Origin of the sequence: Pseudomonas sp. WSY_20, assembly GCF_043104335.1 — a bacterium.
GTDB classification, from domain to species: Bacteria; Pseudomonadota; Gammaproteobacteria; order Pseudomonadales; family Pseudomonadaceae; genus Aquipseudomonas; species Aquipseudomonas parafulva_B.
Window position 1 is genome coordinate 1 of record NZ_JBICKP010000075.1, and the last position, 25,100, is coordinate 25,100.

Here is a 25,100-nt window from a genome sequence, read left to right on the forward strand (position 1 = left end):
GTTATACACTCGATATATTTATGTAAAGCGTATACACCTTTTGAATATCATTCTACATCCAAGTGGGAGATTCTATGGTTTTCAGCAAGCCAGTTTCCCCTTTCTGGTGACATATTCGTCCTGATTTTTCATCAGGGCGAACGCCACCCGCGCAAGTTTCCTAGCCAAAATCACCAGTGCTTGGGTCGTCGCTTTTCCTGCCGTGCGCTGTTTCTCATAAAGTTCTTTCCATGCCGCCGATCGGCTGGCTGCCATCGCAGCGTTATGAAGTAGACGACGGATCTCCGAGCAGCCGCGCTTGGTAAGACGGCGACGTCCATTCTTCTGCCCAGAATCGCTCACTCTCAAGTCCATCCCCAAAAAGGCGATGTATGAGTCGCTGCTCTTAAATTCACCTCTCACAAATGCCATTACCAATGCGGTGGCGGTGAGAAAACCGATTCCTTCCACTGCCTGGCAACGTGCAACTTGCTCCTGCAATCCAGCCTCGCGCAGCACTTCTTTCAGTTTCTTTCGGATCAACTGGTCCAGCCGATCAATCGACTTCACAAAGGTCTCGAAGGCGGCTCTAAGCAGATTTTCGTTGGCCCAACTTTGGGTCATCGCAGTGCGCGCAGTCACCAAAGCCGCCCGGCGCCGCAGCAGGCTCTGGAGCTTGCCGTAGACGGCCGGCGGAGGGCTCCAGGGCCGGAGTTCGTTACCTTCGTTCCTAAGGAAACGGGATAGTAGTCGAGCATCAGATGGATCAGTTTTTACACGTCCCCCGACACCTTTTCTGTAGTTGCTTAACTGGAATCCGTCGACGACATAAACCTGAAAACCCATCCCGTGGGCTAGTTCAACCAAGTCCAAGTGGTAGACATTGGTAGCCTCAACGGCGATCGCCGTGTGGGCCGCTTGCTGTTTGAGCCACTTCTTGATTTCTGGCTTAGCGTTTTTAATCTTGATAATTTCATCGCGGTCGTCGTGATGAATAACCAGCTCCGCTTTTGCGACATCTACACCCACGATTAACCGATCTACCTGCATTGCCATGGGTGGCTCCTCACGTTATGGTTCTAGGGCTTGAAGGGGTGGGGCGATGTCTCCCACAGTCTGTACTGCTGCTGACAGTCAGAATCGGCTTTAGCGTCCCACCACCCCTTCAAGTCTAACCATACAAGCGGGCCAGCCCGCGAACACCGACACAGCCGATGCCATATACACCGCGTTGGATTTTTCGCGAGCGCCTCCCTTTCATTTCCCCTCGAAACTGCAGTTCCATTGGAAGCAGTCAAACCACCTGATAAATCTGCTAGTAGACGTAGGCGAGCCAGTAGTAAATCATCCAGTCACATACTTCGCCACGGGCTACGTATATGCGTTCGACAGTGCTCCCGACAAAAAAGAAAAAATTTTTCTTCCAAGGCCCTAAACTGGCTTGCGAAGTAAGTGACAGCCCACGTCGCCTGCTCTGGGCCAATGGCATTGCATTAGCAGAATCAGATGCAATAACAACAAGCAGTCAACTCTTGCAATCTGACAATTCAAACACCGCATTGCGCGGTATCCCTGCAGGCACTCAACAGAACTTTTCACCCTATGGTTTTCTGCACGCAGCCCCATCAACACATCTTGTTACGTTCAGCGGGCAGCGGCTCGATACAATGCTGGACTGTTATGTTCTCGGCAATGGACGCCGGCTCTACAGTAGCAGATCGAGGCGATTTCTCCAGGCTGACACTATGTCTCCATTCGGTAAAGGCGGGCCTAACGGCTACTGCTATTGCCAGAACGATCCCATCAACCGGCATGACCCTAGTGGAAAAATGTGGGAATGGATCAAGCGCGGAGTAAATTGGCTTGTTGGTCAACGTCCAACTATTTCTGTGGATAGAGCACAGCTACGTATCGGCGGCGAACGCACTCAGAGCCCAAATTTAACACTTATCCTGCATAGAGCCGGGCACACACCGGCACCGGACTCATATCATGTATCTGTAGATATCGGTGACGTCGAGTTTGTCGCAGGTGTTGGAAATAGGATTATTAACAGTGCCGAAGTACTAGAACCCTTATCCAGCCTAATAATTAACCGCGCAGAAAATGCAGCCATAGCAGCCGCAGCTAATCTTTTAACCTATCAAGCGACGAACACACTTACTCTCGGCGTTGCCGCCCAGCTGGCAACCTATAGTTACCTTGAAAGAAGACTTATCAGAGACACTATCGGGGAGGTTCGAGTTACACCTATTCAACCTGATCCTTATGACTATATCCGTCACTAAACTTAATTTTACAATCCAGTGGCGCTGTCAAGCAGATTAGCGCAGTGACGTAGTCTTGGGACGCGCTTCGTCCAAGAACGCATCGCTCAGCAAAAACACTTCCACGACAGTTCGAGTGAAATCATACTGCTTCCCTGGTAGCAGCCAGCGACAAGCGAATGCCGATGAATACGCAAAACCAGGTGGACCTGCGCCGCTTCTTGGTCGGGCCGAATGATTGCGAGGTGACCGGGATTGCCATTACCCCGGACAACAAGACGCTGTTCGTCAACATTCACCACCCGGGGAACTGGCCATATACCGACAAGGCTACAGATGCTACCCCGGCTGCGGCCAAGGTGAGACGGCGGGCTTCGACGGTGGTGATTCAGCGCAATGATGGCGGGGAGATCGGGACTGCCTGATCGTCCAGCGTACAGGGGCCGCTTTGCTGCCCATTCGCGGCACAAGGCTCCTGCAGGGGGTACGCGATCTCACAAGGTTCAGGACCTGTGAAATACGAGTGGGAGCGGGCGTGTCGAGGCGTCGAACCGCCGCGAGCACCCTTGCTACGCTCTAGAACTCGGCGAGCCGCCAAACCTCGTAGGCTGGCGTCTCGTACGGGTGGCTTTGCCTGAGCGCTGCGACGACCTGGGCAACTAGATCGTCAGCCACCACCAGCTCCACCTTCCACTCTTCCACCACCTCGACCTGACCGGTTTGCCCGAGATACGGCTGGCTGCCGTCCAACGGACGAAACTGGCCCTGGCCCGAGGTCTGCCAGGCGCAGTGGTCATAATCACCCATGTGCCCACCACCCGCGGCGAACACAGCAGCCTTGACCACCTCAACATGGCTGGCAGGAACAAAGAAGGCGAGCTTGTACACGCCTTAGTTCACCCACACCCGCGCATTACGGAACATGCGCATCAACGCCGCATCTTCCTGCCACTCATCCGGGCGCCACGAGTTCTGTACGGCACGGAACACACGCTCCGGGTGCGGCATCATGATGGTCACGCGGCCGTCGCGGCTGGTGAGCCCGGTGATACCGCGAGGCGAGCCGTTGGGGTTGGCCGGGTAGGCCTCGGTGGCCTTGCCGTGGTTGTCCACGTAACGCAGCGCCACGCAACCGGACACATCAGCCTCCAGCAAGGCCTCTTCACTGGCGAACTCGGCATGGCCCTCGCCGTGGGCGATGGCGATCGGCATGCGCGAACCGGCCATGCCCTGCAGGAAGATCGAGTTGGACTTCTGCACCTCGACCATGGCCACCCGCGCCTCGAACTGCTCGGAGCGGTTACGCACGAAGTGCGGCCAGTACTCGGTACCCGGGATCAGCTCATGCAGATTGGACATCATCTGGCAACCGTTGCACACGCCCAGGGCGAAGCTGTCGTTGCGCTCGAAGAACGCCTGGAAGGCATCACGCGCACGGCTGTTGAACAGGGCTGACTTGGCCCAGCCCTCGCCGGCACCCAACACGTCGCCGTAGGAGAAACCGCCACAGGCGACCAGGCCCTTGAAGGCCTCGAAGTCCACGCGACCGGCAAGAATGTCGCTCATGTGCACGTCGATGGCCGCGAACCCGGCACGGTCGAAGGCAGCCGCCATTTCGACCTGGCCGTTGACGCCCTGCTCGCGCAGGATGGCCACTTGCGGACGCACGCCCTTCTTGATGTAGGGCGCGGCGATGTCATCGTTGACATCGAAGCCAAGCTTGACCGACAGCCCTGGGTTGTCTTCTTCGAGCAGCAGGTCGAATTCCTGATCGGCGCAATCGGCGTTGTCGCGCAGGCGCTGGATCTGGTAACTGGTTTCAGCCCACTGGCGCTGCAGCATGCGGCGGTCGTCATCGAACAGCACTTCGCCGTTCAGGCTGATGGAGATTTCGGCGTTGTTGACCGGCTTGCCGATCACCGCCACGCACTGCTCACCCAGGCCTGCGGCGCTGAACTGGACCAGTACGTCCGGGGTAGCGTCCTGGCGCACCTGGATGACCGCGCCCAGCTCTTCGTTGAAGAGGATCGCCGGGATGTCGGCCTTGCTGTCGGTCAGCGGATCGAGGTGCAAGTCCAGGCCGCAGTGGCCAGCGAAGGCCATTTCCAGCACGGTGGTGACCAGGCCGCCATCGGAACGGTCGTGGTAGGCCAGCAAGTGACCGTCGGCGTTAAGACCCTGGATCACGGCGAAGAACGCCTTGAGGTCTTCGGCGTCGTCGACGTCCGGCGCCTGGGCTGCGATCTTGCCGTAGGTCTGGGCCAGGATCGAGGCACCCATGCGGTTCTTGCCACGGCCCAGGTCGATCAGGATGAGGTCGGTCTCGCCCTTGTCCATGCGCAGTTGCGGGGTCAGGGTCTTGCGGATGTCAGTGACCGGGGCGAAGCCTGTGATGATCAGCGACATCGGCGAGGTGACGCTCTTCTCGACGCCCTCTTCGCTCCACTTGGTCTTCATCGACATCGAGTCTTTGCCGACCGGGATGATGATGCCCAGCTCAGGGCACAGCTCCATGCCGACAGCCTTGACGGTGTCGTATAGGCGCGCGTCTTCACCTGGGTGGCCGGCAGCGGACATCCAGTTGGCCGACAGCTTGATGTCAGACAGCTTGTCGATGTGCGAAGCGGCCAGGTTGGTGATGGTTTCGCCGATGGCCATGCGCCCGGATGCCGGGGCATCCAGCAGTGCCAGCGGAGTACGCTCGCCCATGGCCATGGCTTCGCCGGTGTAGACATCGAAGCTGGTGGCGGTGACGGCGCAGTCGGCCACCGGTACCTGCCAAGGGCCGACCATCTGGTCGCGGGCGACCAGGCCGGTGATGGTGCGGTCGCCTATGGTGATCAGGAAGCTCTTGCTGGCCACGGCCGGGTGGCTCAGCACGCGCTGTACAGCGGTGTCCAGGTCCAGCTCGCTCGGGTCGAAATCATCGCCCAGCTCGGCTTCGCGGGTGACCGAGCGGTGCATGCGTGGCGGCTTGCCCAGCAACACGTCGAGCGGCATGTCGACCGGAGTGTTGTCGAAGTGGCTGTCGGTGACGGTCAGGTGCTGTTCTTCGGTGGCTTCGCCGACCACGGCGAACGGGCAGCGCTCACGCTCGCAGATGGCCTTGAAGCGCTCGAAGTCGACAGCGCTGACGGCCAGCACGTAACGCTCCTGCGATTCGTTGCTCCAGATTTCGTGCGGGGCCATGCCCGGCTCGTCGTTGGGCACATTGCGCAGCTCGAAGCGACCACCGCGGCCACCGTCGTTGACCAGTTCCGGGAAGGCGTTGGAGATGCCGCCGGCGCCGACGTCGTGGATGAAGGCGATCGGGTTGGCGTCGCCCAGCTGCCAGCAGCGGTCGATGACTTCCTGGCAACGGCGCTCCATCTCCGGGTTTTCGCGCTGTACCGAGGCGAAGTCCAGGTCAGCCGAGCTGGCACCGGTGGCTACCGAGGAGGCAGCGCCGCCGCCCAGGCCGATCAGCATGGCCGGGCCGCCGAGCACGATCAGCTTGGCGCCGACGGTGATCTCGCCCTTCTGCACGTGGTCTTCACGGATGTTGCCCATGCCGCCGGCGAGCATGATCGGCTTGTGGTAGCCGCGCACTTCTTCACCGTGCGGGGTGTTGATGGACTGCTCGAAGGTACGGAAGTAACCGGTCAGGGCCGGGCGACCGAATTCGTTGTTGAACGCGGCGCCGCCCAGCGGGCCTTCGATCATGATGTCGAGGGCGTCCACGATGCGCTCAGGCTTGCCGTAGGCCTGCTCCCAGGGCTGCTCGAAGCCAGGGATGCGCAGGTTGGACACGGTGAAGCCTGTCAGGCCGGCCTTGGGCTTGGCGCCGCGGCCGGTGGCACCTTCGTCACGGATTTCGCCGCCCGAACCGGTCGAGGCGCCGGAGAAAGGTGCGATGGCGGTCGGGTGGTTGTGGGTTTCCACCTTCATCAGGATGTGTACCGGCTCCTGCACCGCACCGTACTGGCGGGTTTCAGGGTTCGGGAAGAAACGACCTGCAACGTTGCCGACGATGACCGAAGCGTTGTCCTTGTACGCCGACAGCACACCTTCGCTGTGCATCTGGTAGGTGTTCTTGATCATGCCGAACAGGCTCTTGTCCTGCGCCTGGCCGTCGATGTCCCAACTGGCGTTGAAGATCTTGTGGCGACAGTGCTCGGAGTTGGCCTGGGCGAACATCATCAGTTCGATGTCGTTGGGGTTGCGCTTGAGGCCCTGGAACGCGGTGACCAGGTAGTCCACTTCGTCCTCGGCCAGTGCCAGGCCCAGGTCGATGTTGGCCTGGGCCAGGGCGTCGCGGCCGCCGGCTAGGATGTCCACCGACGTCATGGGCCTTGGCTGGGCGTGGCTGAACATGTCGGCGGCCTGCTCCAGCTGGCCCAGCACGCGCTGGGTCATGCGGTCGTGCAACTGCGCCGACACCTGCTCGGCATCGGCGTCGCTGAGGTCACCGGCCACATAGTACGCAATGCCGCGCTCCAGGCGCTGGATCGACTGCAGGCCGCAGTTGTGGGCGATGTCGCTGGCCTTGCTGGCCCAGGGCGAAATAGTGCCCAGGCGCGGCACGACCAGGAACAGGCGACCGGCGGGCTCCTGTACCGGTACGCTCGGGCCGTACTTGAGCAGACGGCCCAGCACCTGCTGCTGGTCGGCGGTCAACTCGCCGTCGGTATCGGCAAAGTGGGCAAATTCGGCATACAAACCAGTAACAGCGGGGACTTTCTGGCTCAGTTGCTCGAGTAACTTACCGTGGCGAAAGGCAGAAAGGGCAGGAGCGCCGCGCAGGATCAACATCGTCGGGACAGCCTCAGAAGGGGTGTGCTTGGAGGCCGTGCATTCTAGCCTAATTCGTTCGCTTGCGGCACCCGCTGTAGCGCAGGGCTGCCGGGCGGCGGAACCGGACCTGCGGGTCAAAATTTCCGGGGGTTCATGCACCTTGCCCAGACGCTGATACAGCCCCACAGGCAACCTCCGTCCAGGCTTTGCACAATGAGGTCCGAGTGCTCTGTTACAGGGTTTACCCCATCAACCGGGCTTGGCACACAGCGCTGGACGGCACGATCAGACAGCAAACGCCTGAAAAGCGCTATCAGACAAGCTAACCGTTGTCGAGATATGGCACGGCCAGTCCTTTGCGTATACTGCAACCTATGTTCACCCACACTGCTTTGCGCCAGCGTTGCGCCAGATGGCTTTTCGCAACCGGACTCTTTCTGCTGCTTGGTGGCTGCGTTGAAAAACCCAGTACCCTCGAGCGCGTGAAGGAGGACGGCGTGCTGCGCGTGATCACCCGCAACAGCCCGGCCACTTATTTCCAGGATCGCAACGGTGAGACCGGCTTCGAGTACGAACTGGTCAAGCATTTTGCCGACGACCTGGGCGTGAAGCTGGAAATCGAGACCGCCGACAACCTCGACGAGCTGTTTGACGACCTTGGCAAGCCGTCCGGCCCGGTGCTGGCAGCCGCCGGCCTTGTCAGCAGCGAACGGCGCCAGGCCCAGGCGAAGTTTTCGCACCCCTACCTGGAGGTGACGCCTCAGGTCATCTACCGCAATGGCCGCTCGCGCCCGACCAACGCCCAAGGCCTGGTCGGCAAGAAGATCATGGTGCTCAAGGGCAGCAGCCACGCCGATCAACTGGCCGAGCTGAAAAAACAGTACCCGGGCCTGCAATACGAAGAATCCGATGCCGTGGAAGTGGTGGACTTGCTGCGCATGGTCGACGAGGGGCAGATCGACCTCACCCTGGTGGATTCCAACGAACTGGCCATGAACCAGGTGTACTTCCCCAACGTGCGCGTGGCCTTCGACCTGGGCGAGTCCCGCGACCAGCGCTGGGCTGTCGCCGCAGGCGAGGACAACAGCCTGCTGAACGAGGTGAACGAATTCCTCGACAAGTCCCAGAAGAACGGCACCCTGCAGCGCCTGAAGGACCGTTATTACGGGCATGTCGATGTACTGGGCTATGTGGGCGCCTACACCTTCGCCCAGCACCTGCAGCAACGTTTGCCCAAGTACGAGAAGCATTTCAAGAGCTATGCCAAGGTCGAGCAGGTGGACTGGCGCCTGTTGGCCGCCATCGGCTACCAGGAGTCCATGTGGCAGCCGGAAGTCACCTCCAAGACCGGCGTGCGCGGCCTGATGATGCTGACCCAGCGCACCGCACAGGCCATGGGCGTCTCCAACCGCCTGGACCCCAAGCAAAGCATCAAGGGTGGCGCCAAGTACTTCATGAAGATCAAGGCCGAGCTGGACGACAGCATCCAGGAGCCCGACCGCACCTGGTTCGCGCTGGCCGCCTACAACGTCGGCAGCGGCCACCTGGAAGACGCGCGCACCCTGGCCAAGCGCGAGAAGCTCAACCCCAACAAGTGGCTGGATGTGAAGAAGATGCTGCCGCGCCTGGCGCAGAAGCAATGGTACCGCCAGACCAAGTACGGCTATGCACGGGGCGGCGAACCGGTGCACTTTGTCGCCAACATCCGCCGCTACTACGACATTCTCACCTGGGTTACCCAGCCTCAGCTCGAAGGCCAGGTGGCAGAGGGCAACCTGCATGTCCCGGGTGTGAACAAGGCTAAACCGGCAGAGCAGTCACCGCCGCTGTAGCCGGTCACGTCACGGCTTGGACCGGCGAGCCCTGAAGAAGTCACTGAGCACTTGCCCGCACGCCTCGGCCATCACGCCACCCTCCACCAGCACACGGTGGTTCAGAAAGCCCTGCCCGAAGAACTGGCCCTGGCTCTGCACGATCCCCGCCTTGGGTTCCAGTGCGCCGAAAACCACGCGCATCACCCGCGCATGCACGATCAACCCGGCGCACATGCTGCACGGCTCCAGGGTCACGTACAGCGTGCTGCCAGGCAGGCGGTAGTTGCCGACCGCGCGAGCTGCGGCGCGGATCGCCACCATCTCGGCATGGGCACTGGGGTCGCTGTCGGTGATCGGGCGGTTGAAGCCCTGGCCGATGACCTGGCCGTCCTGCACCAGCACGGCGCCCACCGGCACTTCCCCCAGCTGTGCGCCCTCGGCGGCCAATGCCAACGCCATGCGCATGTAGGTCTGGTCGTGGCTGCGGTCGATGATCTGCGGTCGCATCAGACCACCGCGATCGCGGCCATCAGGCCGGTTTCCATGTGGTCGATGACGTGGCAGTGGAACATCCAGGTGCCCGGGTTATCGGCGACCAGCGCAACCTGGGCGCGCTCGTTCTTGCCCAGCAGGTAGGTGTCGGTGAACCACGGCTCCTTGATGTCATGCCGGTTGGAACCAATCACTTTGAAGCTCATGCCGTGCAAGTGGATGGGGTGCTGGTACTGGGTCATGTTCTTCAATTCGAAAATGTAGCTCTTGCCCCTGGTCAGCGTTGCAATTGGGCGATCTGCGCAGGTCTTGTCGGTGATGTCCCAGGCCTGGCCGTTGATCTGCCACAGGCTCGGCGGCTTGCCCTGGTCGGTGCCGACCGACACCTTGCCTGCCCACTCGAAGTTGAAGTTGAGCTTTTCGGCGTTTTCCAGGTCCGGCTCGGCGATGGGGTTGGGCGGCAGCGCCGCTGGCCAGTCGCTGGGCGCATCCGGGTTGGCCACCGCGCGCAGGGTGCCCAGGCGCACGAAGCCGTCGCGCAGGGAAATCTCTTCACCGGCGTTGGGAATGCGGATCGCCAGGCAAATGCGCATGCCAGGCCCCAGCCAGTAGTCATCTTCCAATGGCCGGGGGGTGACGGGGTTGCCATCGAGCGCGTAGATCCGCGCTTCGCAGTTGCCCTTGAGGTTGATGCGGTACGTCCAGGTGTTGTCCAGGTTCAGCAAGCGCACGCGCACCACCTGCCCTGCCGGTAGCTCGGTCACGGCATCGGCCAGGCCGTTGATGGTGATCAGCCGCCCTGCGGTGCCATTGCGCGCCGCCTCGCGCGGGATGCTGAACGGCATCCAGCCCCCCTGCTCGTCCACATGCCAGGTCTTGAGGTTGAGCGTGCGCTCATGCTTGAAACCGGTAGGTTCGCGCTCCTCGACGATCAGCGGGCCAACCAGGCCCCGGCCCAGCTCCTCGGAGCTGCTGACATGGGGGTGGTACCAGTAGCTGCCAGCATCGGGCACCCGGAACTTGTAGTCGAAATACTCCCCTGGCTTGACCGGCAACTGCGACACATACGGCACGCCATCCATTTCCAGCGGCAGGCGGATGCCATGCCAGTGGATGGTGGTTTCGATCGACAGGTGGTTGATGAAGCGCACGCGCAACCAGGTACCCTGCCGCACGCGCAGCTCGGTCCCCGGGGCACTGGGCCCGAACGCCCAGGCTTCGGTTGTATGTCCAGGGACCAGTTCGACGTCCAGCGGCGCTGCGATCAGCTCGTAGTCATGGCCGGCATTGTCATCTTCGACCTTGCCCAGCCAGTACCGCGCGGCGCCCCCCGCGCCCAGGCCAACCACAACCAGGCCGGTCAGGCCCTTGAGCATTTGTCGACGGGTGAAGGACATCGCAGCGGGTACCTCGTGTTCGGCACAAACAGTTCACCAGCAGGCGCTGATGAGGAAGGGCGAATACGATACACCTGCAAATGGGAAAGATTAAGTGAATGATCGCCCCAATGTGCCCTGTCGCGCTCAATCGGCTTGTGCGTGCGGCGCTTTGCACAGTTGGCCGAACCAGTGACGTTCCTCGACGCCCGGCGCCCGGGTAGCGGCGCCCAGCAGCGGCGGGTCGGGCACCACATTCAATGCGTGCAGGCGGGAAGCGGCTGCAGGGTGAGTGTCGAACGGGTGCGCCATGACGGCACTCAGCACCTCGTCACCGACCTGCAACGGGTGACGCTCGAGGTAGCCAGGCAAGGCTCGGTCGACGCCTTGCCCACCACACGTCGCCAGCACCGTATCGACCGCAGGCTGCAGCGCAATGATGCGCAGCAGGGTCTGTGCGAACAGCCGTTGCCCGCCGACTGCAGCGCCTGCCTGGTCCGCCAGCAGCTCCTGCGACCGCCCCCAATGCAGCACCGCACGCTGGAAATGGTGCAGGAACTGCCAGGCCATCCACAGCGTTGGGCGCTGCGTCCAGGGCGCGGGCTCGTCGTGGCCGACCAGTGCCGAGAAATGGGCAAGCATCATGCTGAACTGTGCGTTGGTCTGGCTCGCGCGTTCGGTGTCCTGATGCCGGAAATGGCCCAGTTCGTGTCCAATGACCGCGCCAGCTTCTGCCTGGCTGAGTATGCCCAGGTAGGGCAGCGGCAAATACAGCGTGCGGCCCGTCAGCGGCAAGCCGGCAGGCTGAAGCAGAATCGGCACGCTGGTGACGAAAAAGCCCTGGTCGAGCCCGACCACGATGTTGTCGGGGACCGGTGCCTGAAGCTGCGCCGCCAGGCCTTCGACCCAGCGCCATATGCCGGGTGCACTGTCCCGATCAAGCGCCCTGCCCAGAAAGGATGTGCTCTGATCGAGCACCAGCGGCCAGCGTCGATGCAACCGCCTGGCCAGTTGCAGGCAGACCAGCACGCACGAGGCCAGCGGCAGCACGATGAACAGCACCGTCAACCCACCCTCCGCCACCCGGCTGGTCGCAACGCTCAGCTCGTACAGCAAGGCCAGGCTCAACGCAGCAGCCAGCAAGCCCAGATGCAGTACCAGCCACTTGCCCAGGGCACGCCAACGCTGGGTCATGTGCCGCTGCAAGAACTCAATTGAGCGCAGCGCCCGCCAGGCGTCCAGCCTGAGCCTGAGCCATGCCCCGACCGCAGTCAGCAAGGCCAGAACCGCCAGCAGCCCGCTCGTGACGGCCAGGACCTTGCGCAGAGACTGCCCGCCAAGGCCCGCCTCATAACGGTCAAGCTCACGTTGAAGCCGCTCACGTCGGTCTGCTTGGGGGATGTAGGGGTTACGCTCGGCCTTGGGCAGGGCCTGCAAAAGCGTGTCGCTTGGCGCATCTAGCCACTGGCGTAGCGCCTGTGCCTGCGCCTGGGCCACCTCGACGCGCCAGAGTTGCACCTGGCTCCACCCCAGCACCAGCAGCGGCAACAACAGCAGGGCCAAGCCCCAGCATACGCGCCTGAACAGCCGTATGGCCTGGTTGCTCATGGCGCAGCCCGCCGCAAGGCATCGCCTTGGCGAGCCACGGCCGGGAACAACTGTGCCAAGGTGCGCCTGGCCTGTGCTGCCTGCAGGTAGGGGTAGAGTACGTCCACCAGCTCTGCCAGCGCGAGCCTGCGCCCCGCCCGGGTGAAGTTGCAGGCCCACACCTTGAGCCGCAGGCCGCCGGCGATCAGTTGAGCATCAGGTGCTGCGAGCGCCTTGAAACCTGGGGCCTTGAGGACAGGCGCGGCGCCGAACGCGGCGAGGCTGAATACCAGGTGCGTACTGAGCCGCCGCTGTTCGACATCGAAGCCTTCGAACGCTTCCCATGGCACTGGGGCCAAGGCGTTGGCGAAAGCGACCGTGTCACGGGTCACCGCCAGTGCGCACCGTCCATGGCGCTGGTACAGCGCCCAGGCACTGACCAGGGCCACCAGCCCGATGCCGACCAGCCCTGCGCCGAATGCCCACAGCAGCACCTTCACTGTGCTGGCGGTCTGCGGACCGAAGAGCATGGGCAGGCTCGCGAGCCAGCCACCGAGCCCAATCGCCACCAACCCGATGACTGCACACGAAAGTGTCTTGCCCAGCGAGTGTTCATGCAGCTCGAACGACTCATCGGGGCCGACGGCATTTACCTGCAGGTAGGTCAGGTCGGCATTGGCGCCGGTATTATCCATTGGCCTGCAGCAGCTCAAGCTGACGCTGGGCGTGGGCGGCATCGCAGTAGGCCGTCAGTACGGCCAGCACTTCTTCGTTGGACAGCTTGCGCCCGTTTTGCGCAAGCCCCGCCGACATGATGCGAACCTGGGGGCGCGGCTTCTTCAGCACCATGGCCTGGTTACCGAAGAACTGCAGCTTCACCACTCGGTGGGTAGGCAGTACGGCATCGCTGCTCATCTCCAGCGTCTGCACCATCACCAGCCCTTCATCCTTGACCGAGATATCCTGCACCTGCGCCAAGTCCACCGGCGCGTCCAACGTGTCAACGAACAGTTGTCGGCGCGTCAGGCGCATGAACACCTGGGTACCGGCGTTGCGGTGCTGCCAGGTCACGGCAGCGGCGATGAGCACAATGAAGGCGGTGGCCACGATCGGCCCGGTGCGCTGCATGCTGATGCCGATTCCGAACAGAATCAGGGCACCGACCAGCAATACTGGCCCCCACACGCGATAACGACGAGAGTTGGTGAACTCGCTCAGCTCCGGCACACGTTCAATCACTTGCCGAAGCTCGGCAATGACATGCTCGCGCTGGGCCGTGCGCGACTGGTCGTAGTCATTGCCCAGCGACCCGGACAAGTCGGCCAATGGATCGGTATGTTCACTCATGATCGATACCCCTCGGTTATTTCTTGGCAGCCAGGTAATCGGTCAGGAACGCCTCGGCATTGCCTTGGTGCGACAGACCTTCCGAGTAGCCGACCTGACGCGGCTGCGCCTCGCCCGGCAGGTACAGCTCACCTCCCCACATGCCCTGGATGATCAGCACGACGAATTTCTTGCCGTCGACGTCGGTCCAGTAGCGGGTATCTTTGGCGGTCTTCTCGACGTGCATTTTCTGGATGCGCATATCCCAGTCGTGATCGACGCCTTCCACCTGCACCAGCGCCTCGTTGGCGGCGCGCTCGCCAATGCGCAGCGTCCATACCTTGACCCCTTCGGTGCCCAAGTACGCGACGACGTTCTTGGCTACGTCCGGGCGGTCTTCGGCCTGGGCCTGACCGATACACAGGGTGAACGCGGCAACCAGCAAGGCAGCCCATTTCCGATAAGCGAGCATGATTTTGTTTCCTGATCTGCAACAAAACGTGTATTGAAGGACTCAATAGGCAGGCTGCCAACCCAGTTGCCCGTTCATCACAACAAACAGCGTGTTGGTCACAACGACTGTTGTCGAAAATGTGCGCGCGTTACCATTTCCGGCCGACGCTGCCCCACCGAGAAACCGAGTCTGCATGCAATCGCTAACCCCCTACCTGGATACCGCCTTCTGTTTCGACAGCCCTGGCTCCCTGGCCCAGGCAGGCGTGCTGGATGCGCGTGCCGCCCATGTCATGGGCAGTGCCACGGGGCATTATCGGGCACAGACCGTGCGCCAGGGCCTGCAGTACTTCGATTGCCACCTGCACTTTCCAGAGCCCCTGCGCATCGACAAGGTGCTGCCCGAGAGCCTGTGCATCGTGCAGGTGTTCGACGGCGCCTGGCAGCACAAGGTCGATGGCAGGCTGAACCAGTACGATACCGGTCGGCTGCACGTGCTTGGCCTGAGCGAGAGCCTTGAAGCCCAGGACCAGTTGCCGGTCGACAGCCATGCGCGCATGGCCGGCGTGCGCATTGCCGGTGACGCATTGCGCGAGCTGGCCCAGGACGATCCGCAGTTTCATCCGTTGCTGGCATTGCTGGCCGATGGCATGCACTTCGACCAGTTGCCCCAGTGTCCCTCGCTCAGCCGCCTGTTCCAGCAGCTCTATCGCTCACCCTACAGCGGTAGCTTGCGCCGCCTGCACTATGAAAGCCTGAGCCTGGGGATCGTACTGGAGCTGGCCAGCCATCTGTCAGGCCAGGCCCTGACACCTGAGCCGCAGCAAGACGGTGGCCGCCGTGACCTGGCCCTGGAAACGCGTCGGCTGCTGGACACTAGCCCCACTGCCCCGCCGTCCGTCGCCGCCCTGGCCAAGCAGCTGAAGGTGAGCGAGACCACGCTGCGCCGAGCCTTCAGCCAGCAGTTTGGCTGTTCGATCCTGCAGTACATTCGCCAACAGCGCCTTGAGCTTGCGCGCATCCTGGTACTGGAGCGCAAATGGCAGATTTCGCAGATCGCCTATCACGTCGGCTATGCCAACCCGGCGAACTTCTGCCATGCCTACAAGGCCTATTTCGGGCACACCCCCGGCACGGAATGACCGGCGCTGCTCACCGTGGCGTTGCCAGGCGGGAACGAAATCAAAGTGCCACCAGTCTGAACGATTGCAGCAACCAGAAGCTCGGCCGATACGGTCCGTGAGAGCAGCGTTCTGTCCTGCTCGGTTCGAGCTGAAAAAGGCAATCCGTTCGGTTATTTATCTGGTTGTATTTTCAGAGCGTCGCCTGATGAAAAAAACACTGCTCGGCGTGCGAGCTTTGATGTCCGTACCCAAGGACAACCCCGACCTGGTCAAGGCGCAATACATCGCGCTGTCGCGCCAGTTGCCCATGATGTACTTCATCCTGCTGATCAACACGCTGATGCTGGCGGGCACCCACTTCACGGTGGCGCCGCGCTGGCTAGTGGTGTACTGCCCGATGATCATGACGTTGTTCGGCCTGGTCCGAGGCGTGGAGTGGATACGTACCCGCAGGCGCGTGCGCAGCCCGGCCCAAATGGTCATGGCACTCAAGCGCACCAACACGCTCGCCCCCTTCGTTGCTGTTGCCTTCACGGCCTGGTCGCTGGCGCTGTTCCCCTATGGCGACAGCTACACCCAGGCCCATGTCGCTTTCTACATGGCCATCACCGTGATCGGCTGTATTTTCTGCATGATGCACCTGCTGCCAGCGGCCTTGGCCACGACCGCCGTGGTCAACACCGCGTTCGTGGTGTTTTTCGCCTCCACTTCCATCATCACGTTCATTGCCACCGCGCTCGATGTGCTGCTGGTATCGATCGCCATGCTAGTCATCCTCAAGGCGCAATACACCGATTTCACCCGGCTGGTGAACATGCAGGCGCAGACGGCCAGGCTCAGCGAGGAAAACCTGCAACTGGCCAACCTGGACAGCCTGACCGGGCTTGCCAATCGCCGGCAGTTCTTCTCCCGCCTCGACACGCTGTTGACCCATGCCGGCGAGCAGGACACTCGCCTGGCCGTCGGGCTGATAGACCTGGATGGCTTCAAGCCAGTCAACGACCTGTATGGCCACAGTGTGGGCGACAGGTTGCTGTATCAGGTCGGTCAGCGCCTCACCGAGATGCTCGACCAGGGTGTGCACCTGAGCCGGCTGGGGGGCGACGAGTTCGGCCTGATCATCACCCAGGCCCTGGATGACGAGCAGCTACGTGCCTTTGGCGAGAAGCTTTGCACGCGCATGCGCGAGCCGTTCGTGCTGGTGGACATCCCCATTCAGATCAGCGCGTCGCTGGGCATCGCCACCTTTCCAGATCAGGCTTCGTCAGCCACGCAAGCGTACGAATATGCCGACTACGCGCTGTACCAGAGCAAGCGTCATCGCCCTGGCACGGCGTGCCTGTTCAGCGCTGCCCATCGCCAGCAACTCAATCGACAAGGGCTGACCGAGCAGGCCCTGCGCAGGGCGGACCTGGATCGCGAGTTTCACATGGTGTTCCAACCCATCGTGGATGTCCGCAGCGAGCGAACCGTTGCGTTCGAGGCACTGGCGCGCTGGGAAAGCCCAGAATTGGGTAATGTGCCACCCAGTGACTTCATCCCGATCGCCGAGCGCATCGGCATGATCAATCGTCTCACCCTGCCTCTGCTGACCAAGGCACTGGACACGGCTGCCAGTTGGCCAGCAGGCATGCGCCTGTCCTTCAACCTCTCCACCCATGACTGTGGCTCGGAAGAGGCCGCCCAGCAGATCGTCGAGCTGATCAAGAGCAGCCGGTTCGACCCCACGTGCCTGGACCTGGAAATCACCGAAACCGCGGCCATCCAGGACCTGCCGCAGGCCCAGCGCGCCATCAGCCGCCTGCGTGAGCTGGGCTGCGGCATTTCCCTGGACGACTTTGGCACCGGCTACTCCAGCCTCAGCCAGATCCATGCGCTGTCGCTGACCAAGCTGAAGGTGGACCGCTCCTTCGTCACCGGCATCCAGCTCAACCCGGCCAGCTTGAAGATCGTCAAGTCGCTGATTGCGCTGTGCCAGGACATGCAACTGGAATGCATCGTCGAGGGCGTGGAAACCCCAGCAGAACTCAGCACTCTGAAAACCCTGGGCTGCACCTGGGCGCAAGGCTACCTGTTCTCAAAGCCCATGCGCCCCAACGCGATCGGGGCGTGGCTTGAGGCCGAGCAATTGGCCAGGGTGCAGGCGATCTGACTGACCGCGCTTTGGGCCGTGACAGCCTGCCGATGTAACCGCGCGTCCAGCCTTGATCAAGCGCTGGTAGAACCGCTTGGCGAGCTGTGCAACGCCTCCAACCGCTCCTGAATGAACGCCAGCAGGGCTCGCACCCGCGCCGTCACTGAATGGCGGTGGCTGTATGCCGCCAGCAACTGCAAGGGTGCCGGGCACAGGTCCAGCACCACCTCCTGCAACCGGCCAGCCGTCAGATCCTCCTGGCACGGATGAGCCGCCACAATCGCAAAGCCTATCCCCTGTCGCGCGCCTGCCACGGCCAACTCACCGCTGTTGACGCGGTAACGGCTGCGCACCGGCACCTTGACCGTTTCGCCCCTGGCGCCCTGAAACTGCCAGGGCTGACCTCCGAGCGCGCTGAGCGTGGTGATGCAAGGCAGCGACTTCAACGCTCGCACGTGCTGCGGGATACCCGTGCGCGCGAGCAGAGACGGGGCAGCGACCACGATGCTCGGTAAGCAGGCGAGCTGGCAGGTGATGAACTCGCTGTCTTCCTGGCGGCCACGGTGAAAGAGGATGCACAGGTCCACGTCCTCACGCAGCACTTCCAGCCCAGTCACCCGGGTATCGCACTCAAGCTCGATGCCAGGGTGCAGGCTGCAGAATTCGGCCAGGATGGGCGCCAATAGCCTGGGGGCCTCACCTGGCATGCACAGCTTCAGTGGCCCTCGCAGCTCGCGCTGTACAGCACCGAGTTCTTCCTGGGTGCAGTGCAAGGCGTCGAGCAAGGGCTTGGCTCGCGCGTACAACAGCCGCCCCGCTTCGGTCATGCGCAGATGCCGGGTGCTGCGCTCAAGCAGGCGCGTACCGAGCTGTCGCTCCAGTGAAGCGACATGGCGACTGACATTGGAAGACGGCATGGCCAGCGCACGCGAGGCCCCGACAAAGCTCTGCTCATCCACCACCGCTGCATAGACACGGACCGCATTCAGATCGAGCTCATTGCGCACTGACTATCCCACCTGAGGTATGAAAACGTCCCATTTTTGCACGCTAGTGATCTGGGAAGGGGAAATCTACGATGGTCCTTTGCCCCAGGCGTCCAGTGACCTGGCGCGGGGCAGCGGATGAACAAGGAGGGCTGGAACGTGGACATTGCGATAGTGGGTGCAGGCATTGCAGGGCTGAGCGCAGCGTTGGCGTTGCGCAAGCAGGGCTTCAGCCCGCGGGTCTTTGAGCGCCGTAGGATGCCAGCAGCCGGAGGCGCCGGTGTGACGCTTTGGCCCAATGCCAGCTTTGTGCTGGAGCAGCTCGGCGTGTTGCAGGACATCCAGGCCGTTGGCGGCCGGCCCCTTGCCATGCGCCGGTACGATGCAGCCGGCAATGCGTTGGGAGGCCTGGACATCGAATTGCTGGACCGAACCATGGGCTACCCCACCGTTACGGTGCTGCGCCGGGATTTGCAGGACGTGTTGCTCGCCCATGCACGATGGATGGGGATTGCAGTCGAATTCGGGCACCAGGCAATGGCCATCGACCTGGATGCCCAGGGCAAGGCGGTGGCCCGCTTCGAGACGGGTACACGCATCTGCCCGGAGGTGCTGATCGGTGCAGACGGACGCATGGCCTCGGTGACGCGCCAGTTCGTCGCGGGTGACAATACCCCGCGCTATCAAGGGTTCGTGAACTGGATCGGCGTGGCACAAGGGTCGGGGGCGCTGGTGGACGATGTGTCGATCCAGGATTACTGGGGAACGGGGCAGCGCTTTGGTGCGGTGGCAGTTCGACCGGACCTGGTGTATTGGGCCGCAGCGCAAGCATGCCCGTTGAACGAAGGGGCTGGCCGAGCCGATGATCGGGCGCAGGTCGAGCACAGGTTCGCCCAATGGCCCGAGCCCGTTTCACGCATCATTCGGGCAACCTCCGAACAGGCCATCCGGCGCATCGCGGTCCACGACCTGGAACCGCTGCACACGTGGAGCCGCGCGAACGTGCTGTTGATCGGCGACGCTGCGCATGCGCCATTGCCCACCTCCGGGCAAGGCGCTTGCCAGGCCCTGGAAGACGCCTGGCACCTGGCTCGCTGCCTGGCCGGTGCGGGCAACGAACCCACCGAGGCTTTTGAGGTATTTACCAGGACACGCGCCCCTAAAACCGCACGGCTTTCGGAACAGGGCCGGGGCTTTGCACGTGCCTTGTTCGCGACGGACGCCGAGACGTGTCGGTTGCGTGATGCGAGGGTCAGTGCGTGCGACCCAGCGCGGGACGTGCAGGTATTGGCTGCGGGGTGGGCGCAGGGTTTGCCGATGGCAGGAGGGATGCTCAATACGCCATTGACGGAAGACGGCCGGGACAGCGTTTATCGTTTGAGAGGATGACGATGCTTGATGCACATCAGGAGGTGTGCGCGGATTTGGCTGATTCCCCCTCGATTCATCGCCTTTTTGTCACCATCGGTCGTCCGCTCATGCGAAACATGATGTAGCACCTCAACTATCGGGCTGGGCTGCCGTAATCATTGAGAGCCAACCTAAATTTTGTGGAGCTTCAGCATGTCGCTACTTCCCAATCGCATCTCCGGGCGCATGACCCTGGGAATCCTGACGTTGCTGGCACTCACCGCCTTGGCGATCTATTCGGTCATGACCCTGGGCGGCAAACCTGAGTTGGTGGCAGCCGGCACCGAGGCGGCCGAACAGTCGGCCAGCGCCATCACCCGCCAGCTGGCCATGCAGGTGAACCGCATCGAGGGCACCGCAACGGCCATGGCGCACCTGGCCGAGACCCTGCCCCACGATGAAAACCTGATCAAGGCCAACCTGCCCAACGTGATCGACAGCCAAGGCGATACCGCCATCGCAGGCGGCGGGCTGTGGCCAGAGCCCAACGGCTTCGTTGCCGGTACCGAACGCCGCAGTTTCTTCTGGGCACGCAACGCCAGCAATGGGTTGGATTACTCGGACGAGTACAACGCTGCGCAAACGGCGCCGTATCAGGCTGAGTCGTGGTACACCGGCGCCAAAGCCGCGCCATTGGGTCGCTGTGTCTGGTCGGACGGGTATCAGGACCCGGTCAGCGGCGTAGCCATGACGACCTGCAGCGTGCCCTACCACGCCCAGGGCGCGTTTGCCGGGGTCGCCACCATTGACCTGAAGCTCGACGGTCTTGCCGCCTTCCTCAAAGCCAACGGCAATGTCACCGGTGGCTACGCCTTTGCGGTGGACGCGTCCGGTAATTTGCTGTTCTTCCCTGATGCAAAGAGCGCCAAGGGCTTGCAGACCCTTGCCGGCCTGAGCCAGGAACAACCGTGGTTCAAGCCAGTGGCCGATAGCCTGACGAGCAAGCCGGCTGGCACCACCACCCTCTACCTGGATAACGATGCGCGCCTCGATGGGCCGGCCTACGTCACATTGGCCACCATGGAAGGTACGGGCTGGCGCATTGGTCTGGTCACCCCCGAGGCCCGTGTGGTCGGCCTGGCGAACAAGCTCACTGGCCAGATCCTGCTGTTCCTGCTGCCATTGCTGGCCGTTTTGCTGGGGCTGGCATGGCTGGCTGGCAAACGGCTGCTCACCCAGATAGAGGAAACCACGGCGCAAATCGAGAACCTGGGTCAAGGCGGCCAGGCGGGTGCTCAACTGGAGGTTATGCGCAATGACGAACTGGGCGCGCTGCGCACGGCCGTCAACCAGTATGCAGGCTCTCTGCAGGCCATGCTCCGTCACATTGCCGAGGAGTCGGTGTCACTGGAAGAGCGAGCCAACGAGCTGGCGCAACTGTCCACCGGCCTGGCCGATCGGGCGGAGGCGCAACGGGTGGACAATACCCTGCTCGCCACCGCCATCACCGAAATGTCGGCCAGCGCAAATGAGGTCGCGCGCAACACAACGGACTGCTCGGACACAGCCCGCAGCTCATTGGTCGAAGCGCAGAAGAGTCAGGACCAGGTCAACCGCAACGGTGAATCCATCGAAAGCCTGGCGACCGACATCTCGGGCGCGGCCACAGCGATTACCCAGCTGGGCGAAGACATCGAGCGTGTAGGCGGCGTGCTGGAGGTCATCAAGTCGATCTCCCAGCAGACCAACCTCTTGGCGCTCAACGCTGCCATCGAGGCCGCACGCGCTGGCGAACAAGGTCGCGGCTTTGCCGTAGTAGCCGATGAGGTGCGCACCCTTGCCGGCCGCACGCAGACGTCTGCCAACGAAATCCAGGAAATGATCACTCAGTTACGCGAGGCATCGAACGCTGCCGTCACCACCATGCAGAACGGCGCGCAGCGCACCCGCGAGTCGGTGCAGCAAGCCGTGGGCGTGGCCACTACCCTGGGCACCACAGTGGGCAGTTTCGACGACATCGTCCAGCGCGCCCAGCAGATCGCCGTCGCCGCCCAGGAGCAGAGCCACGTGACACAGGAAATCAACGAGCTGGCGGTACGGATCCATGCAGCCAGCGAGGAAGGTGCCCGGGATGCAAGTGTGCTCAGGGAATTGGGCAAGGGGATGCAGTCGATTTCGGCGCGGCTGGGCGGGTTGAGTCGAGGTGGTCGTTAGGGCCTAGGGCCTGACCGTCAGGCGTTAAGGGCGCTAGCCTACCGCGCAGTGCTCAGGCGCTGCCAGGTATACGTGAACAGGGTCGCCAAGCGGCCCTTCCATTCTGAATAGGGCTCGGACAAACTACCGCTGCCAATGAAGCTAACTGCCGGCACCGACCACTGCATGTCATCTGCCTGAGCCCGGCAGATTCAGAATACGTTCTCGAGACCGTAGCTCGAGCCTCCCATAGCGGGCAAAGCAGCAACTCGGCAAGACGACTGCAGGACTCAGGGTACTGTGAAGGGGCAATCACTCATTTGTTTCCGATCAGCCCACCTATCCAATCAGCGAACGAACTCACAGCGGGCGAAAGAAATCGCTGGTGTGGGTATAGCAGGCTCACCTGCACCGGAGCCGGCTGCCAATCGGCGAGCACTTCAATCAACCGCCCTTGCTGCAGATGCTCGCTCACCACGTTCTCGGCGAGCTGAATCAACCCGAACCCATCAAGGCACATTTTGATGTAGAGCCCGGTCTCGTTGACGGCGGCCGTACCGCTTACCAAAACCGAGATCTTTTCCGTATCGCGTGCGAAGCGCATTTCACCTGCGTGTTTCGCGCCGCTCGAAAAGTAGTGAATAGCCCGGTGGTGCGATAAGTCATGGGGTGTTTGCGGGATGCCGTTTTCCTTGAGGTAGGCGGCTGACGCACAGGTCACCCAACGAAATCGGCCAAGTGGGCGCGCGACCAAGGTTGAGTCATGGAGCTCACCTGTACGAATAACGCAATCGATACCCTCCTGAAGCAGATCAACCTGTCGATCGTTCACGCCGATCATCAGATAGATATCCGGATAGCGCCGATAAAAGTCGCGCAGGTTCGGCATGACAATGGAGTGCGCAACGCCACCAGGCATGTCGACGCGCAAACGCCCCTGCGGCCGTTTTACGGAATCCGCCAGGCTGCTCTCCGTGTGTTCGATCAGTTCAAGAATCTCCCGGCATTGCGCCAGATATTGTGCGCCTTCAGGTGTAAGGCTGACCCGCCGCGTTGTTCGGTTGAGCAGACGCACCTGCAAGTACTTTTCCAGGTTCTTGACACTACTGGTCACAGTCGAAGCGGGTAAGGAGAGCGTCTGCGCCGCTTGGGTAAAGCTTCCCGCTTGCGCTACGCGTACGAAAATCTGCATCGCCTGAATTCGATCCACGACGGTTGATAACCTCAAACAGTGATCAGGGACGGCCTTATTATTCGCCCAAATTGAATAATAAAAACAGTTTATCCATCTTTTTCCCGCAGTGTTGCCTTGCGTACATTTCTTGCAATCACATTTGAAGAGGTGTACCTCAATGGCTGAATACAATCGCGGCATCGTACAGGCGCAGACCGCACCGGTTGCCCGCACACTCATCCAAGGCGCCACTGTACTGAGTATGGATGGCGACATCGGCAATCTGGTACGCGGCGACATTCTCATCGAAGGCAGCACCATCAAGGCCATTGGTGAACATCTCGAAGCTGGCGACGCTATGGTGATCAATGCATCCGGCATGATCGCCATGCCCGGCATGGTCGACACGCACCGCCACTCGTGGGAAGGGCAACTGCGCCGGATCAATCCCAACGCAGCCACATTGGAGGACTACTGCAACGCCACTCACTTCTCGTTCGCCAAATACTATCGCCCGGCGGACATGTACATCGGCAACTTGCTGAGTGCGTTAGGGTGCATCGATGCCGGCATCACGACCTTGGTGGACAACTCGCATAACAGCCGCACCGGTGCACACTCCGACGCCGCCGTCGAGGCGCTGCTTGATGCAGGTATACGCGCGGTACATGCCTCCGGGGCGCCGGTGGCGGGTGAGTGGGATAAAGCCCACTGGCCGGGCAACCTGGAGCGTTTGCAGGAAAAATACATCAAGCACGGTGATAACCCGTTGCTTTCGCTGGCGGTGATGGCGCAGCTGGAACCTGAGCTGTGGGCTGAAGCCAGACGCCTGGGGCTGCCGATCATCACCGAGTTTTTTGGTGGGGACATGGCGGCGCAATTGCCAGAATTGCATCGTAAAGGTCTGCTGCGATCCGATAACATCTTCAACCACTGCACCGCGCTGCCGGACGCCGGCTGGGAAATCCTTCGCGAAGCTGGGGTGCGAGTCAACGTATGCCCACGCTCAGATGCCCATTACGGCATTGAAGATGGAATGTTCGCCATGCAGTCGGCCCAGCGTCACGGCATCAGCCCGGGACTGAGTGTTGACAACGAAACCTCCTACAGCGGCGACATGTTCATGGAAATGCGGGTGGCGTTCTACCTGCAACGTGTCATGGGCATGCACCAGCAGCGTTGCTGCGGTGAGGACCATCATCCGGTGGTGACGCTGCCCGCCCACAGTCTGCTCAAATCCGCGACTATCGACGGCGCCTTCTGTGCCGGCTTGCAGGACAAAGTCGGTAGCCTGGTTGCGGGCAAACAGGCAGACCTGATCCTGATCAACGCACAGGACATCAACCTCTATCCTGTAGGTAATGCCTTCGGCACCGTGGTACATGCCGCCGAGCGCAGCAATGTCGATACGGTCATGATTGGCGGGCGAATCGTCAAACGCGACGGCAAGGTATTGGGTGTGGACAGTGAGAGGCTGCGTGCGGCGATCGATGAGTCACGTGAGCATCTATTCGCTGCAGCAGGCTATGCGCCGGATATGTTTGCCGAGACGTTCCTCCCGTTCGACTCAGCCAACTAAGAGGGCACGAGATGAACGTAGCCTACTATGTGTTGGCCATCGCTGCGGGGCTCGGCATTACGCTGCAGACCACACTCAACGGCCAGCTCGCTAAAGGTGTAGGTGGAGACTCCGTTGCGGCGGCACTGTTCTCGTTCACTGCCGGCGCAGTGTGCCTGTGCATTTACGCATTGATGCGCGGAGGAATAGCGGCCTCACTGGCCGCGATTCCTGCCCAGCCCCTGTGGAGCCTGCTGGGCGGTTTGCTGGGGGCGAGTGCGCTGCTTAGCTATGTGGTGCTTGCACCGAAGATAGGCCTGTCCGCCCTGCTCGGCCTCGCTATCGCCGGGCAAATCGTTTCATCACTGGTCATCGATCATTTCGGCTTGATGGGGGCATTGGAAAGGCCAGTGTCTCCCATCAAGTTGGCTGGGGCGGTGGTGATGCTCGCAGGCTTGGCTATCGCGTTGTTCGGTGAAAGATGGTCAGCGGTTTTCTCTAACTGAGCGTCTTA

Annotated in this window: 19 protein-coding genes and 2 pseudogenes; 10 read left to right on the top strand and 11 right to left on the bottom strand. The window is 61.7% G+C overall.

Going from position 1 to position 25,100, the window contains the following annotated elements; all coding sequences use genetic code 11:
- Nucleotides 1-81: 81 nt before the first annotated feature.
- Nucleotides 82-1,035 (bottom strand): IS110 family transposase, encoded by a 954-nt coding sequence (locus tag ACF8E5_RS17810; protein ID WP_392475596.1) that lies wholly within the window; start codon nucleotides 1,033-1,035, stop codon nucleotides 82-84.
- 323 nt (nucleotides 1,036-1,358) lie between these two features.
- Between ACF8E5_RS17810 and ACF8E5_RS17815 the strand changes: the two genes are divergently transcribed.
- A complete protein-coding gene (locus ACF8E5_RS17815; protein ID WP_196186637.1) occupies nucleotides 1,359-2,267 on the top strand; it encodes an RHS repeat-associated core domain-containing protein in 909 nt (302 codons plus the stop codon).
- Between the two features lie 134 nt (nucleotides 2,268-2,401).
- Nucleotides 2,402-2,671, top strand: a pseudogene (locus ACF8E5_RS17820) (alkaline phosphatase PhoX); the annotation flags it as partial.
- 151 nt (nucleotides 2,672-2,822) lie between these two features.
- On the opposite strand, the gene ACF8E5_RS17825 reads toward ACF8E5_RS17820, so the two are convergent.
- Both ACF8E5_RS17825 and purL read right to left on the bottom strand, forming a co-directional pair.
- Nucleotides 2,823-3,134 (bottom strand): NGG1p interacting factor NIF3, encoded by a 312-nt coding sequence (locus ACF8E5_RS17825; RefSeq protein WP_196186636.1) that lies wholly within the window; start codon nucleotides 3,132-3,134, stop codon nucleotides 2,823-2,825.
- A gap of 3 nt (nucleotides 3,135-3,137) precedes the next feature.
- Nucleotides 3,138-7,037 carry a phosphoribosylformylglycinamidine synthase gene (gene purL / locus ACF8E5_RS17830; RefSeq protein ID WP_392475597.1) on the bottom strand — a complete coding sequence of 1,300 codons (3,900 nt, stop codon included), beginning with the start codon at nucleotides 7,035-7,037 and terminating at the stop codon, nucleotides 3,138-3,140.
- 356 nt (nucleotides 7,038-7,393) lie between these two features.
- Between purL and mltF the strand changes: the two genes are divergently transcribed.
- Nucleotides 7,394-8,851 carry a membrane-bound lytic murein transglycosylase MltF gene (mltF, locus tag ACF8E5_RS17835; protein WP_058604478.1) on the top strand — a complete coding sequence of 486 codons (1,458 nt, stop codon included), beginning with the start codon at nucleotides 7,394-7,396 and terminating at the stop codon, nucleotides 8,849-8,851.
- Between the two features lie 9 nt (nucleotides 8,852-8,860).
- Here the strand turns inward: mltF and tadA are convergent, their stop codons facing one another.
- From tadA to ACF8E5_RS17865, 6 genes are all read right to left on the bottom strand, one after another.
- Nucleotides 8,861-9,340, bottom strand: coding sequence for a tRNA adenosine(34) deaminase TadA (tadA, locus tag ACF8E5_RS17840; protein WP_100852136.1), 480 nt, complete (start codon nucleotides 9,338-9,340; stop codon nucleotides 8,861-8,863).
- Nucleotides 9,340-10,722, bottom strand: a complete 1,383-nt coding sequence (locus ACF8E5_RS17845; protein ID WP_392475598.1) for a multicopper oxidase family protein — start codon at nucleotides 10,720-10,722, stop codon at nucleotides 9,340-9,342. Before ACF8E5_RS17845 ends, tadA begins: the two co-directional genes overlap by 1 nt.
- Nucleotides 10,723-10,848: 126 nt before the next feature.
- A complete protein-coding gene (locus ACF8E5_RS17850) occupies nucleotides 10,849-12,309 on the bottom strand; it encodes a M48 family metallopeptidase (protein WP_392475599.1) in 1,461 nt (486 codons plus the stop codon).
- Nucleotides 12,306-12,983 (bottom strand): hypothetical protein, encoded by a 678-nt coding sequence (locus ACF8E5_RS17855; RefSeq protein ID WP_058604474.1) that lies wholly within the window; start codon nucleotides 12,981-12,983, stop codon nucleotides 12,306-12,308. Before ACF8E5_RS17855 ends, ACF8E5_RS17850 begins: the two co-directional genes overlap by 4 nt.
- Nucleotides 12,976-13,635, bottom strand: a complete 660-nt coding sequence (locus tag ACF8E5_RS17860) for a hypothetical protein (RefSeq protein WP_392475600.1) — start codon at nucleotides 13,633-13,635, stop codon at nucleotides 12,976-12,978. The genes ACF8E5_RS17855 and ACF8E5_RS17860 overlap by 8 nt, the downstream gene beginning before the upstream one ends.
- 16 nt (nucleotides 13,636-13,651) lie before the next feature.
- Nucleotides 13,652-14,086: a hypothetical protein gene (locus ACF8E5_RS17865; protein ID WP_392475601.1), complete on the bottom strand. Its 435-nt coding sequence runs from the start codon at nucleotides 14,084-14,086 to the stop codon at nucleotides 13,652-13,654.
- A gap of 175 nt (nucleotides 14,087-14,261) precedes the next feature.
- Here ACF8E5_RS17865 and ACF8E5_RS17870 point away from each other — a divergent pair, with 175 nt between their 5' ends.
- Together ACF8E5_RS17870 and ACF8E5_RS17875 are read left to right on the top strand one after the other, a co-directional pair.
- A complete protein-coding gene (locus ACF8E5_RS17870) occupies nucleotides 14,262-15,209 on the top strand; it encodes an AraC family transcriptional regulator (protein WP_196127379.1) in 948 nt (315 codons plus the stop codon).
- A gap of 187 nt (nucleotides 15,210-15,396) precedes the next feature.
- Nucleotides 15,397-17,343, top strand: coding sequence for a putative bifunctional diguanylate cyclase/phosphodiesterase (locus ACF8E5_RS17875; protein WP_392475603.1), 1,947 nt, complete (start codon nucleotides 15,397-15,399; stop codon nucleotides 17,341-17,343).
- A gap of 56 nt (nucleotides 17,344-17,399) precedes the next feature.
- Here the strand turns inward: ACF8E5_RS17875 and ACF8E5_RS17880 are convergent, their stop codons facing one another.
- Nucleotides 17,400-18,332 carry a LysR family transcriptional regulator gene (locus ACF8E5_RS17880; RefSeq protein WP_078479021.1) on the bottom strand — a complete coding sequence of 311 codons (933 nt, stop codon included), beginning with the start codon at nucleotides 18,330-18,332 and terminating at the stop codon, nucleotides 17,400-17,402.
- A 138-nt stretch (nucleotides 18,333-18,470) separates the two neighbouring features.
- Here ACF8E5_RS17880 and ACF8E5_RS17885 point away from each other — a divergent pair, with 138 nt between their 5' ends.
- The 3 genes and pseudogenes from ACF8E5_RS17885 (at nucleotide 18,471) to ACF8E5_RS17895 (ending at nucleotide 21,875) form a co-directional block, all read left to right on the top strand.
- Entirely contained in the window at nucleotides 18,471-19,700 is a 1,230-nt protein-coding gene (locus ACF8E5_RS17885; protein ID WP_196126965.1) for an FAD-dependent oxidoreductase, read from the top strand.
- Between the two features lie 264 nt (nucleotides 19,701-19,964).
- A pseudogene (locus ACF8E5_RS17890) lies at nucleotides 19,965-20,756 on the top strand (cache domain-containing protein); the annotation flags it as partial.
- Between the two features lie 417 nt (nucleotides 20,757-21,173).
- Nucleotides 21,174-21,875, top strand: coding sequence for a methyl-accepting chemotaxis protein (locus ACF8E5_RS17895; RefSeq protein WP_392475606.1), 702 nt, complete (start codon nucleotides 21,174-21,176; stop codon nucleotides 21,873-21,875).
- Between the two features lie 295 nt (nucleotides 21,876-22,170).
- On the opposite strand, the gene ACF8E5_RS17900 is transcribed toward ACF8E5_RS17895, so the two are convergent.
- The gene (locus ACF8E5_RS17900; protein ID WP_058638589.1) at nucleotides 22,171-23,064 is read right to left on the bottom strand and encodes a LysR family transcriptional regulator; all 894 of its coding nucleotides are present in this window, start codon (nucleotides 23,062-23,064) and stop codon (nucleotides 22,171-22,173) included.
- Between the two features lie 112 nt (nucleotides 23,065-23,176).
- Here ACF8E5_RS17900 and ACF8E5_RS17905 point away from each other — a divergent pair, with 112 nt between their 5' ends.
- Nucleotides 23,177-24,607 (top strand): amidohydrolase family protein, encoded by a 1,431-nt coding sequence (locus ACF8E5_RS17905; protein WP_392475604.1) that lies wholly within the window; start codon nucleotides 23,177-23,179, stop codon nucleotides 24,605-24,607.
- Between the two features lie 11 nt (nucleotides 24,608-24,618).
- Nucleotides 24,619-25,092 (top strand): DMT family transporter, encoded by a 474-nt coding sequence (locus ACF8E5_RS17910; protein ID WP_392475605.1) that lies wholly within the window; start codon nucleotides 24,619-24,621, stop codon nucleotides 25,090-25,092.
- Nucleotides 25,093-25,100: the final 8 nt, after the last annotated feature.